Origin of the sequence: Bacillus sp. SD075 (assembly GCF_017355165.1) — a bacterium.
Lineage (GTDB): Bacteria > Bacillota > Bacilli > Bacillales > DSM-1321 > Peribacillus.
Genome location: NZ_JADILK010000021.1, coordinates 58474 through 75090, shown reverse-complemented (window position 1 = coordinate 75090; position 16617 = coordinate 58474). Strand labels below are relative to the sequence as shown.

The window sequence follows — 16617 nt, the reverse complement described above, 5'->3', positions numbered from 1 at the left end:
AATATTTCCCATCGCTTCTTTAGCGACTCACTTAGTCTAACACCATTCAAACACAAAGTCAACAACAAGTTATCATTTACTTGCTTGTCTTTTTTTGTCTCAAGCGGTGTATTTAATATATTAGCACCTGCAAATATATAAGTCAATTTAATTTATCAAAATCCCTCTCTTTTTTTCATTAACCACTACCTCCTTCTATATATACACTACTTTCTTTCTATAGAATTCGCCCCTGCTAACGAATCACCAAAAACAGGAGGGCAGCTGAATATAGCCCCCCCCTATTATTTATGATTATTTATTGATGGAAATTACGTCCGCTTCTTCCCTATCTACATTTCCGCCCTTTTCAATCTTCACACTTTCACCTTCGGAAAGGTTAGTAAAGACGATTGGCGTAATGATAGAGCTAGCGTTGTTTTTGACATACTCTATATCAACTTTAAGCAATGGCTGTCCGCTTGTCACTTTATCTCCTTGAGCAACAAGTGCTTCGAAACCTTTGCCTTCTAACTTAACTGTATCGATTCCGACATGTATCAAGATTTCACGACCAGCTTCTGAAACGATACCTATTGCATGTTTAGTCGGGAATAGGTTAACGATCGTACCGTCTACAGGAGAAACAACCAATCCTTCCTCCGGTACAATGGCAAACCCATCACCCATCATTTTTTCAGCAAAAACTGCATCAGGTACTTCTGTGATCGACTTTAATTCCCCTTTAATAGGTGAAACAAATCGCTCGGAAACTCCATCCGTCCGTAAAGGTTTCGGGACGATATCCTCGATTTGTTTTTCCACGCCCTCTCCAGGAGAGGCTTCTACTTTACGAGGCCTTTTTCCATCGATGATATCTTTCATCTGGCCCTTGATCGTTTCTGAACGCGGCCCGAAGATTGCCTGGATGTTATTGCCCACTTCCAGGACTCCAGCGGCACCAAGTTTTTTCAACCTATTTTTATCAACGTTACCGATGTCATTGACTGATACACGAAGACGGGTAATGCAAGCATCTAAGTGAGAAATATTTTCTTTTCCACCCATAGCATCCAAGATATCCCCAGGGAGACTTCCAGCTGTACTTGCAGATCCTTCCTCTTCCTCATCCTCTTCTACTTCACGACCAGGGGTTTTTAGGTTAAACGCCCTTATCGCAAATCGGAACCCAAAGTAATAGATAAGCGCAAAGATCAAACCAACCGGAATAACAATCCAAGCATTGGTTTGAGGATTAATTAGACCAAACAGAACGTAATCGATCAACCCACCCGAGAACGTCATCCCGATTTTCACGTCCAATAAATGCATCGTCATGAAGGAAAGACCTGCAAACAGACAGTGAATTCCAAAAAGTACCGGGGCAACAAATAAGAAGGCAAATTCAAGTGGTTCAGTAATTCCCGTCAAGAAAGATGTAAGTGCCGCGGAAGCCATCAAGCCCCCGACTATTTTCTTTCTTTCCGGTCTTGCTTCATGATAAATGGCCAAAGCCGCAGCTGGTAACCCGAACATCATAAATGGATATTTACCAGTCATGAAAGTACCTGCCGTTAAATTCTGTACGCCATCTTTAATTTGTGCCATGAAGATGGCTTGGTCTCCTCTGACGGGCGTTCCCCCGCCTTGAGGGATATAGCTGCCAAATTCGAACCAGAATGGCGAATAGAAGATATGATGCAATCCAAAAGGAATCAGTGCACGTTCCACAACCCCAAACACGAAAGCACCCAGAGTCAGATTAGCACCCAACATATTTTCGGAAAATGAATTTAACCCCGTTTGAATCGTCGGCCAAACCAAAATCATCAACAACCCAAGAATAACTGCGCTTGCGGCTGTTACAATTGGTACAAAACGTTTACCCGCAAAGAATCCTAAATAAGAAGGCAGTTCAATTTCATAAAATTTATTATACATAACAGCAGCCATGACACCGACAATAATACCGCCGAACACGCCAGTTCCCAACGTAGGGATTCCCAGAACATTGCTATACACTGCACCATTGTTCTCAATGTCGGCAGCGTCAATCCCAAGAACTGTCCCCATCGTTACATTCATAATCAAGAACCCGATAATCGCCGCCAGGCCGGCAACACCATCTCCACCAGCTAACCCAATTGCGACCCCCACAGCAAACAACAAGGGAAGATTCCCAAAAATAATATTTCCGGCATTCTCCATTACCGATGCGACCATTTCCACTCCGCCACTCGCAAGAAACGGGGCGATATCCAACAAAGTTTCGTTTTGCAATGCATTACCAAACGCAAGCAAAATTCCGGCCGCTGGTAAAATGGCTACAGGAAGCATCAAAGCTTTTCCGATTTTTTGCAAAACACCAAACAACTTCTTAAACATAGGTTTTCCTCCTCTTTACTGTTTTCCATGCTAATAAAACGGTTACATTTAACGATGGTATTCATCTTCCCACGCATCAGAATTCAAATACAAAAAAGGCATAAGCAAAGATAGGATTGAAATGTAAATTCAGGTATATAATACCCTCTTTCATAACAATCATTCTCCTCACTTATGCCTGATCGAATCAGTAACACGTAAGTTAATGTATGTTTATTTTATTTTCTTTTGTAATCGTTGAATATGCATCGTTAGATAGACAGCTTCCGCATCACATACCGGTTTGCCTAATTTCTGCTGCATAATTTTTATTAGCTTCCAAGCGATATTGTAACACAAAGGATATTCTTCTTTCAATAGCAATGCTATTTTTTCGGGTTCTTCTACTTTTTCCTCAGCCAATACCCTGTCTATCATGAATCTTAAATGACGGACCAAACGTGTATAATCAATGCTATCCTTATTAATTTGTACGTTGAGCTGTTCTTCAACTACTCGGATAAGATGATAGATTAACTGCGAATGCTGATTGACTTCCGATAAGTCTTTATTTGATATTGCACTATGAATATGAAGCGTAATAAATCCGATTTCCCCTTGGGGTAGGCCTATGCCTGTCTTATCTTGAATTAAGTCGATTACATCCACAGCAATATCATGTTCAAAAGGATAAAGGGTTATCGTTTCTTTCAAGAATGGATTTTTAATAGTCATTCCTTGTGAAACACGCTGAAGGGCGAACAACAAATGATCTGTTAAACCGACATGTATATGTTCATTGAGTTTTCCAGTTACCCGGTCATTAATGAGATGAATGGATTCTATAATGGCAGCTTGAAGATTTTGATCGATCTGCGGCAAAAGTTTTTTGTAACTTTCCTGTTCCTTAACATTTTTCAGGACAAACGTTTTCTCCGCCAGTTCCGGGCTCAACTCTTCGCCTTTCTTTCGTTTGAAACCTAAGCCCTTTCCAATAGAAACGACTTCTCCATATGACGGATGCGTGGCAATCACCACATTATTGTTCAAAACCTTTTCAACGATAAAACCATTCATTTTTCTCCCTCTTTTTTTCTCATAGTCATCCCTATGCCCCATAAAGGATAAAGTACTTAGTACTTTGTCCTTTTACTATACACGATATGAGCTTTCTCTTACAACACGAAAGAAGAGCCCCGAAATCAGGACTCTCCTTACTTACTTGCATTATTACTTCAAGAAAATGAAATATAATAGGAAGACGATTCCAAGACCCCACATGATTGGGTGAACCTCTTTAGCTCTTCCTTTCATCGACATAGTGATCGGATAGAAGATGAATCCACAAGCTATACCTGTCGCAATTGAATATGTCATAGGCATCATGATAACCGTAAAGAAGGCCGGAACCGCAATTTCAAACTTATGCCAGTCAATATTTTTAAGTGATGATGCCATTAATACCCCGACTATAACCAATGCTGGCGCAGTCACCGCAGATGTTACAACTGAAAGAAGCGGGAAGAAGAAAAGGGATAGGACAAAAAGTAAACCTGTCACTACTGCCGCAAAACCGCTTCGGGCACCAGCAGCTACACCAGATGTAGACTCTACATAAGATGTCGTGGTGGATGTACCAAGAATTGCACCTGAAACGATGGATAATGAATCAGCAAGTAATCCTTTTCCCACTCTAGGAAGAACATTATCCTTCATCAATCCAGCTTGTTGAGCAACAGCCACCAACGTACCCGCTGTATCAAAGAATGCTACAAACAAGAAGGTCAATATTACGATCAACATTTGACCAGTGAAGAGATCGCCGGGATTTCCAAAAGCATCGAATGCAACCCCGAATGTAGGCGCTATGCTAGGAACGGCACCGATTATTTTCTCCGGCACCGGGACTTGCCCAAAGATCATTCCTGCAATGGCTGTAATGACCATCCCTATGAACACGCCGCTTTTGACGCCTCTCGTCATCAAAATGACGGTTACGACAATTCCAAACACAGCCAATAAAGTATTCCCTGATGTTAAGTCGCCCAGTCCGACAAGAACGCTGTCATCATTCGTGATGATTCCAGCATTCTGAAACCCTACAAAAGTAATGAATAAACCGATACCGGCTCCAACTGCGTATTTTAATTCAACTGGAATTGCATTAATGATTTTCTCACGTATTCCCGATAGGGATAACAAAACGAAAATAATACCTGAAATCAATACTCCTGATAAAGCCGTCTGCCAAGGAATTCCAAAACCTAGAACAACGGTAAAAGCGAAAAAAGCATTCAATCCCATACCCGGCGCAAGCGATATCGGATACCTGGCTATGAGTCCCATCAATATCGAGCCGATTGCAGCCGCTAATGCGGTCGCTGCAAAAACCGCTCCGTAGTCCATTCTCAATTCATCCGGATAGTCCTCGATGCTTTGTAAAGTCAGCATCACAGGGTTAACAACCAGGATATATGCCATTGAAAGGAACGTAGTTAGTCCACCAAGTATTTCACGGCGATAATTGGTTCCCAGCTCATTAAACCGAAAATATTTTTTCATTATGAGTCTCCCCTATCATAAAATCGTGCCAACAGAAAATGCCCCATTCGGTTCCGAACGGGGCTTGACTGCGGTCATGTAAAGAAGTGGCGGTTTTTATCCTCGCCAATCCATCCACATCGTAGTCAAGCCGTTCACGGCAGCTTGGTAGAAACTTTTGGGCCATATCCCCAATATTATACGACAATTATGTTTTTTTATTATTATTAGGTATAGTGTACCAGTCACCAAAATAATCGTCAATATACTAAACGAATATTTTTTATGTAATTTTAGACAATGTTCGCTTTTCGCTATATATCCCTTACTTATTATGGCTATATTTTCGCCAACATACGTAAAATGTAAGTTATCTACATATTCAAATACCATTTTAACCAAAAAAATCAGTGAAGGTTAATTCCTTCACTGATTGGTTGATTTCATTCTTCTATTCCCACTCGATCGTTGCAGGCGGCTTAGACGTAATGTCATACACGACGCGGTTTACATGGTTTACCTCATTAACGATTCTCGTTGAGATGATTTCAAGTACATCCCATGGAATCCTTGCCCAATCGGAAGTCATTCCGTCAATGGATGTAACTGCACGGATCCCGATTGTATAGTCATACGTACGCGCGTCGCCCATTACCCCTACGCTTCGAATGTTAGGAAGCACTGTAAAGTACTGCCAAATTTCGCGTTCCAAACCATTCTTTTTAATTTCTTCACGTAAGATATGGTCAGATTCACGAACGATTTCAAGTTTTTCATCTGATATTTCGCCTAATACACGGATACCTAAACCTGGGCCTGGGAATGGTTGACGCCAAACGATTTCATCTGGAATGCCCATTTCACTTCCAAGTGCACGCACTTCATCCTTGAATAGAGTGTTCAAAGGCTCAATCAATTTAAATTGCATATCTTCCGGCAGACCGCCAACGTTATGATGCGATTTAATTGTTTGTGCAGTGGCCGTACCACTTTCAATAATGTCTGTGTAAAGTGTACCTTGTGCAAGGAAATCAATTCCTTCGAGCTTCGTTGCTTCGTCATCGAATACGTAGATGAACTCGTTACCGATGATTTTCCGTTTTTGTTCCGGATCTGAAACGCCAGCAAGCTTCGATAGGAAACGTTCTTTTGCATCGACCTTTATTACGTTCATATTGAAGCCTTCGCTGAATGTTTCCATTACACCTTCAGCTTCCCCTTTACGAAGTAATCCATGATCAACGAAAATGCATGTCAGCTGATCGCCAATCGCTTTATGAATCAATACAGCAACAACGGATGAATCAACTCCCCCGCTCAAAGCACATAACACTTTTTTATCTCCGACCGTTTGGCGGATTTTCTCCATCTCGATTTCAATGAAGTTCTCCATTGACCAGTCACCTTTACAGCCACAAACGCCGAATACGAAATTTTTCAAAATGTCATTACCGTATACGGAATGACGGACTTCTGGATGGAATTGTACGGCATACAATTTACGCGACTCGTCACTCATAGCCGAAATCGGGCATGACGGGTTCGTCCCATCTATTTTGAAACCTTCAGGCGTTTCCACCACTAAATCACCATGGCTCATCCAGACGATTTGTTCTTTCGGCAGGTCACTGAATAACTTAGACTCATTTTGGATGGCAAGTGTAGCTTTTCCGTATTCACGGTTTTTCGCTGGTTCCACTTTACCGCCAAAATGTTTAGTCATTAGCTGCATGCCATAACAAATACCGAAAATCGGTAGGTCCATTTCGAATATGCGTTCATCACAACCAAATGCAGTTGCATCATAAACACTGTTCGGACCCCCTGAGAAAATGATTCCCGTTGGGTTCATTTTCTCGATTTCTTCTACAGTAATTGTATGAGGATGAAGCTCACTGTACACACCAAATTCGCGGATACGGCGAGTGATCAATTGATTATATTGGCTTCCGAAATCAAGTACTACGATCATTTCCTGGTTTTTTTGCAATTCTGTTTTCCCCGGCACAAACGTCACCTCTATCAATGTAATTCACTCATAAAATCGAGTGATAATTTCTTATAAAAAATATTATCATAAAAAAAGAAAAACTAAAAATCCACCCTCAAAAATACAGAAAAAGTATAGACGAAGGCAGATTTTCAGCTTTCCTGTTAAAATCCGCCTTCATAGTCAAATCATTTACGGTGATTCGGTAGAAACTTTCGATCCATATTATCGAGGATATATGAAGGATATATTAGTTTAAGTTAGTTTTTGTTTTTGTTATTGTATCAATATAATAAAAACCTGGTCAAGAGCTAGTTTTTCTCATTAAGCTTTCCCAATCCATTTGAAAGTGTTTCCATTCGTCATCTTCCACGTCTCCACGATATATCATTAACTCGTATCCAGCTGTCAATTCACTCATCTCCTCCGTATCGTACACTGCATCCACATAGGCGGCGTACTCCCTTAAAGTTTGCCCCTCCGGACGAACTAAACCAGCTCGTTTTAATTGTTTCAATAATATTAAATAAGCTGTCGAGAATTGAGCACCTGTTTTTCTTTTATAACGAAAGATCTGAAGATGGGGAATCCACTTCCTTCTAAAGAAATAACCAATGGAGGCGAGAATCAATAAACCTGACAGTATGATAGCCGTCCATTTTAAGAACCCCCTCATGTTCTCAATACCCATTTTCACGGAGGAGTGAGTTTCCCTATCGGGTGTATCCCGGCGTTCCCTGGTCTCTTTCTTTGTTTGCTCTTCATTAATTGGGGTTTCTTCTGGGTTCTTTATCACTTCCTGTTTCAATTCCGAATCGTAAAATTGGACTTCTCCATTGAAACCCTTTGTCGGTTCGAAAGGAACCCAGCCTATCCCTGAAAAATAAACCTCGACCCAGGAATGTGCATTATTATTGGTCACCTTATAAATGGTTTCGCCATCAAGGATTGATTTTTCCCCTTCCGTATAACCCTTTACCCACCTTGCAGGTATATTGGCTGCTCTTAATAAAACGACCATTGCACTTGAAAAATTATCGCAATACCCTAGCTGTGTCTCGAATAAAAATTGATCGACATAATCTTGATTGCTCTCCGGATACGGAATATCGTCCTTAGAATAAATGAATTCAGGACCGTCAAAATAATCCTCAATGGCTTTTGCTTTATCGTACCAATTCGTTTCATTTCTTGTAAGCCGGGATCCCAATTCATATATCCGGTTTGGCAATCCCTCTGGAAGCTGAGTGTTTTTTTCCATTAATAAATCCATCGATTCATCGGGTCCCGTTACCTTCCTTAACGCAGCTATATCAAAACGCGGCATATCATAAACCAGCTCATACTCTTTCATGGACAGTAGTTTGCCATTATCCTGTTCAGAAATAACTTTGTCCATACCTTGATAATATTTGAAATCCATCCCGTTTTTGCCCTCAATCTTTTTTAAATACCCGGACTGCGGATGAAGGATATGGGAATATGATTCTGTCATGGACACTTTTGCCGTCATTTCTTCTGTCCTCACCACTTCAGGAACGTCGTAAATATCTAAAGATGCCATATCCTGCCCGTTGGAAAAAGTGTGAAAGTCAGTTTCCAGTAAGGAAACCCACCCTTTACCGGTATAAATATCCTTGCTCTCGACTTTCCAGTAATGTCCTGCAGGAGCATTATTATAAAAAACGATGGAACTATCCGGCTCTATCGATCCGCCAAGATCCGAATCGTCTTCATCATATCCGACACTTTTGCGCTTTGAATCACCGTCTTCTTTCCCCGCTTTATCAGAATACGAAGTAATATAAGGCACTGGGTCCGGCCACTGCGGAGAGAACTTTGGGGCAACGAAACCAACAAGGACACTTACCAATATCATGCCTGTCAGCATCAAGATCCACTTATTGATGGAAGCCATCGAAAACTTAATCCTCTCCTGTATCATTAGTCGCTGCAGGGACAAAAGGCCAAGCATCAAGAACCCGATGATGATGATTCTAATCATTGCCTTGTCCCCTACATAAGGAGTGAATGTGTCAAGTACAGATATGAAAATCACCGTTAACAAAAAAAAGAAAAAGATGCTTTGCCTCACCATCACCCAGTAATGAATCAAATATGTCACAAGCCAAAGAAGGACAAAAAATAGAAACGTTCGAAATGGATTTGTGATCAACTCCCAATTCCCATCATATATAAAACCAAGATTGCCCTTAAAATCCTCTAGAAGCCCTTTCAGCCATGACAATTGAAATAATGCGTCTTTTGAATGGAGGAACTGTAATGAAATCATTATATAAGCACTAATGAGAATAAATCGGATTGACCAATGTATGCGGAAATAATTCAGCAGTAGGGAATAGAGCAAAAATAAGATGAAAATGCTGATATTACCTGTATCGGTGAGTTTATCGACTGGCCTTAACCATTCAGTAATCAACAACAGACCAAATACATACATGATGACGTGCATGAACCCTTCCAGTCTTTCGGTAGTGACATTCATTTCGCCATCACCTCTGATCTGTCAGTCTTTAGTTGGCCATGTTCAAAAAAGCTAACCTTTATCCCCCTTGAAACAGCTGTAGAACTTGACAACCTTTCCTGATCAGTAAGATCTGCCTGTTTTTTTACACATACCATTAATCCCTGATTAGGCCGGAAGGCACTCAATATGTCTACCTTTTCCAAGGTTAAGTCTGAAACGATGAATATCACAGCAGCATTTGCCGGAAGAATTCCCTTCCTGACATTTTCGTTCAATACGTTTGATTCACTTGGCTCTTCTTTAACAAGTCGGTAAAGAATCTTTCGTTTCTGGTTATTTCCTGCTGCTGCCGGTATGATTAACCTCGAACCCATACTCACATACCCAATTTCCATGCCTTTCTTTAACATGGCGTGTGCAATGGAAGCCGCCATTACAATTGATTCTTCAAATAATTCCGACGGCTTTTCATCAAGCATGATGAATGCTTCACGGTTTTTCTGCACTTCGAATTCCTTCGTCATGATTTCACTCGTTCTAGCCGTCGCCTTCCAGTTAATCCATGATAACTGATCGCCCGGCTGATATTCCCTTACCCCGGAGACAACTGAATGTTCCCGTTGTGTTTTCTTTGTTGAAACCACTACCCCCTGATTGAACACTCGATCAAGATCACTGTAGGCAAGCTCATGATAACGAGGAAAAACAGTGATTTTCAAAGGTGAAAGATATATCGCTTCCTTTTCGACTAGCCCGAAAAAGTCCCCAATCCAAAAGCGGATCGATTGAAACGAATGCTCTCCGCGCCGCAAGTTTTCCAAGGTATATGACATGCTGAAGGTACGCTTGAATCCCGGAAAGATAATTATTTTCCTTTGAAAACCTCTATCTTCCATCTCCTGAGGTAATTCCTCCTCTACCACCATATATAATAGGGGCAGCCGGTTTTTACGGGTAAACGTCAATGCTATCTCAACAGATTCGCCGGCCTGGCATTCCCTTTTATTGACCTTTCTCTCAACGGTAAAATCATGCAGCGGATAAAACAGCAGGATCGACGCGTACACAGAAAACGGCAAAAATGAATAAAAAATGAACCAACTGACAAAACCGCCTTGAAACATTGCATAACAAAAGGAAACGGTCATGAGTAATACAAGTCCGATCACACCCATATTTCCCCTTAAAATGTTGATGAATTTGCGCATTAGGTCACAGCCCGCTTCACAGGGACTTGTGTTGTCGCGACAATTTCATGTATCACCATTCCAGCATCGAAGCCATCATAACTCGCTTCAGGTTTCAAAATAAGCCGGTGGGAAAAAACGAATGGAACTAAATATTGAACATCGTCCGGCAGAACATAGTCCCTGCCCCGGATCAGCGCGTATGCTTGGGCTGCCTTCATCAATGCTATCGACCCACGCGGGCTTACCCCTAAATAAACCCCTTCATGCGAACGTGTTTGATTCGCCAATTCAACAATGTATCGTTTTATTGTGTCATCCACTATCACCGCTTTTACCTCAGCCTGTATTTCTATTAATTCATCCAAGGTGATGACGGATTCCAGTTCCTCAAGCGGCGCCGTGTATTGAGCCCTATGAAGAACCTTTATCTCTTCTTCCACACCTGGATAGCCCATTCTCATTTTTAATAGGAATCTATCCAATTGAGCCTCCGGTAGCGGATATGTTCCCTCGTACTCGATCGGATTCTGTGTCGCCATTACGAAAAAGGGCTTCTCCAATCCCCTTGTTACACCATCAATCGTCACACTTGCCTCTTCCATGGCTTCAAGCAATGCAGACTGAGTTTTCGGAGAGGTCCTGTTAATTTCATCAGCTAAAATAATATGTCCCATTATCGGACCTGGCCTAAAAATGAATTCTTGTTCCTTAGGATTGAAGATTGAAACACCAGTAACATCAGAAGGAAGTAAATCAGGTGTGAATTGAATTCGCTTAAAGCTTGCACCTATTGATTTTGCCAGTGCCCTTACCATGACTGTCTTTCCCACACCCGGAACATCCTCCAATAAGACATGTCCACCGGAAAGGAGTGCCACGATGCTTAGTTCTGCTATATCCCGTTTTCCGATAATCACCTTTTCGATATTCCCCAGAACCATTTCCAGCTTTTGATTGACCTGCTTATAAATCATTCTCTACCTCCCGAGATTCACAGATTCACATTATCACGATTATTCCATAGTTTTCTATATCACTATTTTTACATTAAGATCCAATTAAACCTTACATTGTAAGTTTACTAGATATTCGGTAAACCATAAACGAATTTGTCTAAAAATATTAATGCAGCTTAATGAAAAAGGTATGGTAAACTGTTGCTAAGTGAATATGAACCTTGCAGAAAAGGGTGCTGCCTTGTCAGCTTAATAGGGAATTCGGTTTAAAACCGAAGCTGTTTCCGCAACTGTAAGTGCTAATGAAATAAGATGCATACCACTATTTGGGTTAGGTAATCTCACGCCGATTACCTAACCCAAATGGGAAGGTTCTTAGAGTAAAATGTCGCACAAGCCAGGAGACCTGCCTTTTTTCATCGTATTATGCTCTTCGGAAGATAGGAGATTGTACGGCTCTCCCATCTTTTTTCTACTACAGATACATAGATGCCCGAAGCCGACCAAACCTCTTGGTCGGCTATTTGTTTTGCTGGAAAAAGCAATACGGAGGCCATTCACCCAATACGTAAAAGGAGGAAGAGTTATGGCAAAGAAAGACTTTCGTTTTTTATGCTACCCATACATGCGTGAGTCCGTATCAACCGTCGATTTCGAAATCCGTACAGACTCATTAACGACACAAATCGGCTTGGCCGCCTCGCTTACTGAGGACGTCCCCGAAGTATACCGTGACTTAATGGAACTGTTACCCATGGCTTACCATTTAAATGGTTCAGTTCGTGGAAAATTGGCCATTACCGGCGATGATCTCGACCGTTTAAGTGCAATCTACGACCGGTATGTCGCTGAAGTGAAAGATCGAATAGGAACATTCGTCCTTCCACAAGGCTCAACCGCAGCATGTACTTTGCATACTTGCCGAAGTGAAGCCAAAAAGTCCGTGCGTGCTTTACACAAGGTAAGTCTGGAGAAGGAAATTCCAGGAATTATTTTTGATTACGCTCACTTGCTTGCAAATGTATTATTCGTGATGGCAGTCTATGTCAATAAGCAACAGGGGATCGACGAAATTCCTTTTATAAGTAAATCATACCCGACCAAACCCATGAGAACGAAAACGGAGGAATAAATAATGCAGAAAACCCTACGATTCAGTTGGATTTCCATGCTGATGCTTACCCTTTTCCTTACCGGATGCGGAGTGAACGATGATCAAGCCGCAACGGATAATAAAGCTACTAAAAAGGAAGAAATCAAGGACTATACCGTTACGGATGATACTGGAAAGAAAATAAAATTCGAGAAAACCCCGAAAAAAGTCGTTTCACTTCAGCCAAGCAATACAGAAATTTTATTTGCCCTTGAACAGGGTGATAAAGTCGTTGGTGTGACAGACTTCGATAATTATCCAGAGGAAGCAAAGAATATCGAACATGTTTCAGACTCTGTTAATATCAATGCAGAAAAAATCATTGCCTTAAAACCTGATGCCATCATAGCTTATACCATTGGAGATGATACGGCATTGAAACCACTCGAAGATGCTGGCATCCCTGTGTTCATTATTAAATCTGCGGCAAATTTCGATGATGTATATGGTGATATCGGACAGATTGCTAATGTGATGGGTGTTGCCGAAAAAGGGGATGAATTAGTGAAAGATATCAAATCCCAAATTGCAAGTGTCGAAGAAAAAGTGGAAACTTTAGATGAAAAGAAACAAACATACTTTGAAATTAGCCCTGCTCCGGAAATCTATACAACAGGAGCGGAAACATTCCAACATGAAATCCTGGATACTGCCGGCATTATAAACATCTTTGATGACCAGAAAGGCTGGGTTAAGGTATCTGATGAAGAGATCGTCAAAAGGAACCCTGAGTCCATCATCACCACTGCCACGTATACAGATGATGCTGTTGGTGAAATTAAATCGCGTAAAGGCTGGGAAGATATCGATGCGGTGAAGAACGATGACATCCATTTGGTGGATGAAAATGTCATGTCACGTCCTGGACCAAGAATAGGTGAAGCTGTTGAACTGGCAGCAAAGACTGTTTATCCTGACTTGTTCAAATAACACGAAAGGAGGATGCTCCAAAAGGGGGAGCATCCGCATCCCTTTCCCGCACCGGTCTTTAGGCCAACGTAACAAGGACCTTCTGATCTGTCTATTCTTAAGTAAACTTCCTTCCTGTCTTGTTTATGCTAAAATGATTGCAATCCACTCATAAGATATAAGAGGTAATGAACATGTATAAAAAATTCTTCATTTTGATCTTCGCAGCTGCCCTTCTTTTAGGGCTTATTAAAACCGTTATGGATATTATGTAGCAAAACAGCCCGATCGCTGACTTATGCCAGGAATCGGGCTGTTTTCATTTTCGTTTAACCTCTCCATTCAGCTTCCCCATTTTCGGAATGAGAATAAAAAACAAACAAATGACCAAAAGTGCCAAAACGATGCCGAGCAATATCGTCAGGTCAAAATTAAGGGAAGGTTCAGTTTCTTCTTCGCCTCTCGTTCGAATGCCGACTTCCGAGAATAATCCTAGCTGTTCTGATTTTGAAGCGATGGTATTATTTTGATTCCCCGTTACCGGAGACAGAAACAGTGAGTCCTTCACCGAGTCAACGGCATCATATTTCCCTCTTTCAAAAGTGAGGTCCTTTTGTTCTTCAGGCAATTTCCGCTTCTGTTCCAACAATCCTTCTTCATGGAAATACTCCGTTTGAATATCAATATCCTTTTCTTGATATTCATTGGGCTCCACCATGGGTTCCTCTCCCGCTCCGCCATGAGGTGCATGGCTAAAAAACAGGATGAGCAAGACAGGCATTACGTATTTATTCCACTTCATGGGCCATGGCTCTACTTTCTGTAAGACGCTTCACTATATATGGAATGATCGTTGCTATGAGCGTCAGCACAATCAAGATGATACTAGCAGGAATGAATGCCGTCTGATTACCGAATTGAATGGACATGTATACGTCTGCAACCGGGTGATCCACATTGAAATTAGGCATGATTAAATCCAATAATGGAATGGTAAAGAAACTGATCAAACCGATTACCAGGATAGCACCGACAAACGGCCCAATCGAGAAGGCAAGTCGGGTAAACGCTGAACAGAAGAATAAAAGCAGGACGGTGAAAACGGTCCACTTAATCTCCTGTATATCTCCCAGTGGATAGATCTTCAAACCATACATGCTGATGATTAAACCTACGATCAGATTCAATAAGGTAAACAAGGCCGCATGGACCATCATTGGAATGGTTTTTTTTACTTATTCATGGTAAAAAAAGTTCTTTATACCTAATATTCCTTAACCATTATCCAATATTATGGTTTTCACCATAATAATAGTGACTTTAGACTTTCTTTTCCGGAAAATTAGTCAAACGTTTGATTAAAGTCTGCTACTTTTACAGCAGGAATATGACATCTAGCAAGAATCAATTTATTCAACAGAAACAGGCCATCCTTTCCCAATGGCTTTTGGAAAAGTGATAGCCTTTATACCTAATACATGATTTCAATTACGTTGCTTTGTCAATGAAAGTCCTAATCAAAACATCAAGTCCTCATATAACCCGTTCCAAGAAATGTTTCATAAACCGATCACTTTCCACACTCGTACAGACGCGGATTCTTGGTTCGCCCCCCTTTTGACCGATTGTCATTCCTGTTTCTTCACCTTCGGTCACCACCTTGACTTTCATCCATTCTGTACTCACAAAACTGGAATCAATCGCAACCCCGACAGCAAGCGGATCGTGAAGGGCACAACCGCCTAAACCTGGATGGGAGTTTTCATATGCTTTCATATAATAATCGGTCATTTCCGCTAAAAATTTGGCGCTTTCCTTACCAGTGGCACGCCAATCATCAAGCTTCGATTTCAGTAGGTATGTTTGCAGTGTCACATCAAGCCCCACTAGGGTGATTGGCAGCCCTGAAGCAAATACCAGATCGGCTGCCTCAGGATCTGATATTATGTTCGCTTCAGCATAAGGCGTTACATTTCCTGGTACGTTTACGGCGCCGCCCATAATAACGACCTCTTTTACAAAGGACATGATCGTTGGGGCTTTTTTAATTGCCCATGCGATGTTAGTCAGTGGACCAACTGCAATAATCGTAATTTCATGCGGTCGGCTTTTCACTTGATCGATAATGAAATCTACTGCATTTCCTTGTGAAGCTTTGATACTCGGTTCAAACTGAAGGGTATTTCCTAACCCGTCTTCCCCATGAACATGCTTGGGATATTTCTTCTTCCTTCCGCGCACCAAAGTTTGGTCAGCACCTTCAAAAACCGGAATGCGCCTATTTAATTTCTCCAAAACGGCAAGTGTATTGCGGGTCGATTCAACAACGGGCACGTTACCAAAGCAAGTGGTGAATCCGAGCACTTCCAATTCTGGGGAATTTAAAGCATACGCCATCGCCATGGCATCATCAATCCCAGTATCAACATCAAATATGATTGGTTTCAATATTTCCACACCTTCCAAAATCACTTTTCGAGAGAGCTCTTTCAATGCCTCTCTTTTCTCTTTCCTATGTATAAAGAAACACTGTTTTCCAACTGAATTTTAACATTCAACGATAGGCAGTTCCACAGAAAGTTAAGAATACTCATAATTTGCAAACAAATGACGATGCCGGCTGGTTCTTGCATCTGCCAGTAAAAATAGTTGACCGCTCATAAATATCAATGATATAAAAAGTGGAAAGAAGAAGTTGTATCTTAGTAGTGACCTATTTCCTTTTCAACTTGTTCAATGCTATTACGTCTACTCCATAGGTAGTTATGTATACATGCGGTAATAATTTATAATATCCAAGGTGGAAAAAGGATGAAAATGTTTAAGTTAATTGAAGATGATCCTTCTGCGTATAAGAAGGGAACAAAATTCTTTTTAATATCACATTCAGAATTCATTGGTGTGAAAAGTTACGTATTACTTGCTGAAGATTTGAAAGGAAGGGTCGAAGTAACGGAAGAGGAATTGAGGAGTAAATTCGTTTCCGTACAATGAAATTCAGTTAAAACTAAAAAAAGAGGGAATTTCAATTCTGAAATTCCCTCTTT

Annotated in this window: 13 protein-coding genes and 3 riboswitches; of the genes, 3 read left to right on the top strand and 10 right to left on the bottom strand. The window is 41.1% G+C overall.

Annotated features, from left to right (window positions below):
- Positions 1–294: 294 nt before the first annotated feature.
- The 7 genes from ptsG to IOC57_RS15170 form a co-directional block, all read right to left on the bottom strand.
- The gene (ptsG, locus tag IOC57_RS15200) at positions 295–2364 is read right to left on the bottom strand and encodes a glucose-specific PTS transporter subunit IIBC (protein WP_207439513.1); all 2070 of its coding nucleotides are present in this window, start codon (positions 2362–2364) and stop codon (positions 295–297) included.
- A 213-nt stretch (positions 2365–2577) separates the two neighbouring features.
- Positions 2578–3420, bottom strand: coding sequence for a glucose PTS transporter transcription antiterminator GlcT (gene glcT / locus IOC57_RS15195; RefSeq protein WP_207439512.1), 843 nt, complete (start codon positions 3418–3420; stop codon positions 2578–2580).
- 153 nt (positions 3421–3573) lie between these two features.
- Entirely contained in the window at positions 3574–4905 is a 1332-nt protein-coding gene (locus tag IOC57_RS15190) for an NCS2 family permease (protein ID WP_207439511.1), read from the bottom strand.
- 102 nt (positions 4906–5007) lie between these two features.
- Positions 5008–5109: riboswitch (purine riboswitch) on the bottom strand.
- 226 nt (positions 5110–5335) lie between these two features.
- A complete protein-coding gene (gene guaA, locus IOC57_RS15185; RefSeq protein ID WP_207439517.1) occupies positions 5336–6856 on the bottom strand; it encodes a glutamine-hydrolyzing GMP synthase in 1521 nt (506 codons plus the stop codon).
- A 178-nt stretch (positions 6857–7034) separates the two neighbouring features.
- Positions 7035–7136: riboswitch (purine riboswitch) on the bottom strand.
- 42 nt (positions 7137–7178) lie between these two features.
- Positions 7179–9380 carry a transglutaminase TgpA family protein gene (locus tag IOC57_RS15180; RefSeq protein ID WP_207439510.1) on the bottom strand — a complete coding sequence of 734 codons (2202 nt, stop codon included), beginning with the start codon at positions 9378–9380 and terminating at the stop codon, positions 7179–7181.
- On the bottom strand, positions 9377–10531 hold the full coding sequence (locus IOC57_RS15175) for a DUF58 domain-containing protein (RefSeq protein ID WP_207439509.1): 1155 nt from the start codon (positions 10529–10531) through the stop codon (positions 9377–9379). Before IOC57_RS15175 ends, IOC57_RS15180 begins: the two co-directional genes overlap by 4 nt.
- Positions 10532–10569: 38 nt before the next feature.
- A complete protein-coding gene (locus tag IOC57_RS15170; RefSeq protein ID WP_207439508.1) occupies positions 10570–11526 on the bottom strand; it encodes an AAA family ATPase in 957 nt (318 codons plus the stop codon).
- Positions 11527–11722: 196 nt separating this feature from the next.
- Positions 11723–11936, top strand: a riboswitch (cobalamin riboswitch).
- A 158-nt stretch (positions 11937–12094) separates the two neighbouring features.
- Between IOC57_RS15170 and IOC57_RS15165 the strand changes: the two genes are divergently transcribed.
- Both IOC57_RS15165 and IOC57_RS15160 read left to right on the top strand, forming a co-directional pair.
- Positions 12095–12640 carry a hypothetical protein gene (locus tag IOC57_RS15165; RefSeq protein WP_207439507.1) on the top strand — a complete coding sequence of 182 codons (546 nt, stop codon included), beginning with the start codon at positions 12095–12097 and terminating at the stop codon, positions 12638–12640.
- A gap of 3 nt (positions 12641–12643) precedes the next feature.
- Positions 12644–13591: an ABC transporter substrate-binding protein gene (locus IOC57_RS15160; protein ID WP_207439506.1), complete on the top strand. Its 948-nt coding sequence runs from the start codon at positions 12644–12646 to the stop codon at positions 13589–13591.
- Between the two features lie 298 nt (positions 13592–13889).
- Here IOC57_RS15160 and essA read toward each other — a convergent pair whose 3' ends face one another.
- The 3 genes from essA to IOC57_RS15145 all read right to left on the bottom strand — a co-directional run bounded on the left by essA (position 13890) and on the right by IOC57_RS15145 (position 16018).
- A complete protein-coding gene (gene essA / locus IOC57_RS15155; RefSeq protein ID WP_207439505.1) occupies positions 13890–14372 on the bottom strand; it encodes a type VII secretion protein EssA in 483 nt (160 codons plus the stop codon).
- Positions 14359–14787: a hypothetical protein gene (locus tag IOC57_RS15150; RefSeq protein ID WP_207439504.1), complete on the bottom strand. Its 429-nt coding sequence runs from the start codon at positions 14785–14787 to the stop codon at positions 14359–14361. Before IOC57_RS15150 ends, essA begins: the two co-directional genes overlap by 14 nt.
- Before the next feature lie 316 nt (positions 14788–15103).
- Positions 15104–16018 carry a nucleoside hydrolase gene (locus tag IOC57_RS15145; protein ID WP_207439503.1) on the bottom strand — a complete coding sequence of 305 codons (915 nt, stop codon included), beginning with the start codon at positions 16016–16018 and terminating at the stop codon, positions 15104–15106.
- Between the two features lie 363 nt (positions 16019–16381).
- On the opposite strand from IOC57_RS15145, the gene IOC57_RS15140 reads away from it, so the two are divergent.
- On the top strand, positions 16382–16564 hold the full coding sequence (locus tag IOC57_RS15140) for a hypothetical protein (RefSeq protein WP_207439502.1): 183 nt from the start codon (positions 16382–16384) through the stop codon (positions 16562–16564).
- The last annotated feature ends 53 nt before the right edge of the window (positions 16565–16617 follow it).

Coding starts and splice junctions, on each gene's coding strand:
- glcT (WP_207439512.1), bottom strand. CDS start 3,420: ATGAATGGTTTTATCGTTGAAAAGGTTTTGAACAATAATGTGGTGATT.
- IOC57_RS15150 (WP_207439504.1), bottom strand. CDS start 14,787: ATGATGGTCCATGCGGCCTTGTTTACCTTATTGAATCTGATCGTAGGT.
- guaA (WP_207439517.1), bottom strand. CDS start 6,856: ATGATCGTAGTACTTGATTTCGGAAGCCAATATAATCAATTGATCACT.
- IOC57_RS15190 (WP_207439511.1), bottom strand. CDS start 4,905: ATGAAAAAATATTTTCGGTTTAATGAGCTGGGAACCAATTATCGCCGT.
- essA (WP_207439505.1), bottom strand. CDS start 14,372: ATGAAGTGGAATAAATACGTAATGCCTGTCTTGCTCATCCTGTTTTTT.
- ptsG (WP_207439513.1), bottom strand. CDS start 2,364: ATGTTTAAGAAGTTGTTTGGTGTTTTGCAAAAAATCGGAAAAGCTTTG.
- IOC57_RS15160 (WP_207439506.1), top strand. CDS start 12,644: ATGCAGAAAACCCTACGATTCAGTTGGATTTCCATGCTGATGCTTACC.
- IOC57_RS15170 (WP_207439508.1), bottom strand. CDS start 11,526: ATGATTTATAAGCAGGTCAATCAAAAGCTGGAAATGGTTCTGGGGAAT.
- IOC57_RS15180 (WP_207439510.1), bottom strand. CDS start 9,380: ATGAATGTCACTACCGAAAGACTGGAAGGGTTCATGCACGTCATCATG.
- IOC57_RS15165 (WP_207439507.1), top strand. CDS start 12,095: ATGGCAAAGAAAGACTTTCGTTTTTTATGCTACCCATACATGCGTGAG.
- IOC57_RS15140 (WP_207439502.1), top strand. CDS start 16,382: ATGAAAATGTTTAAGTTAATTGAAGATGATCCTTCTGCGTATAAGAAG.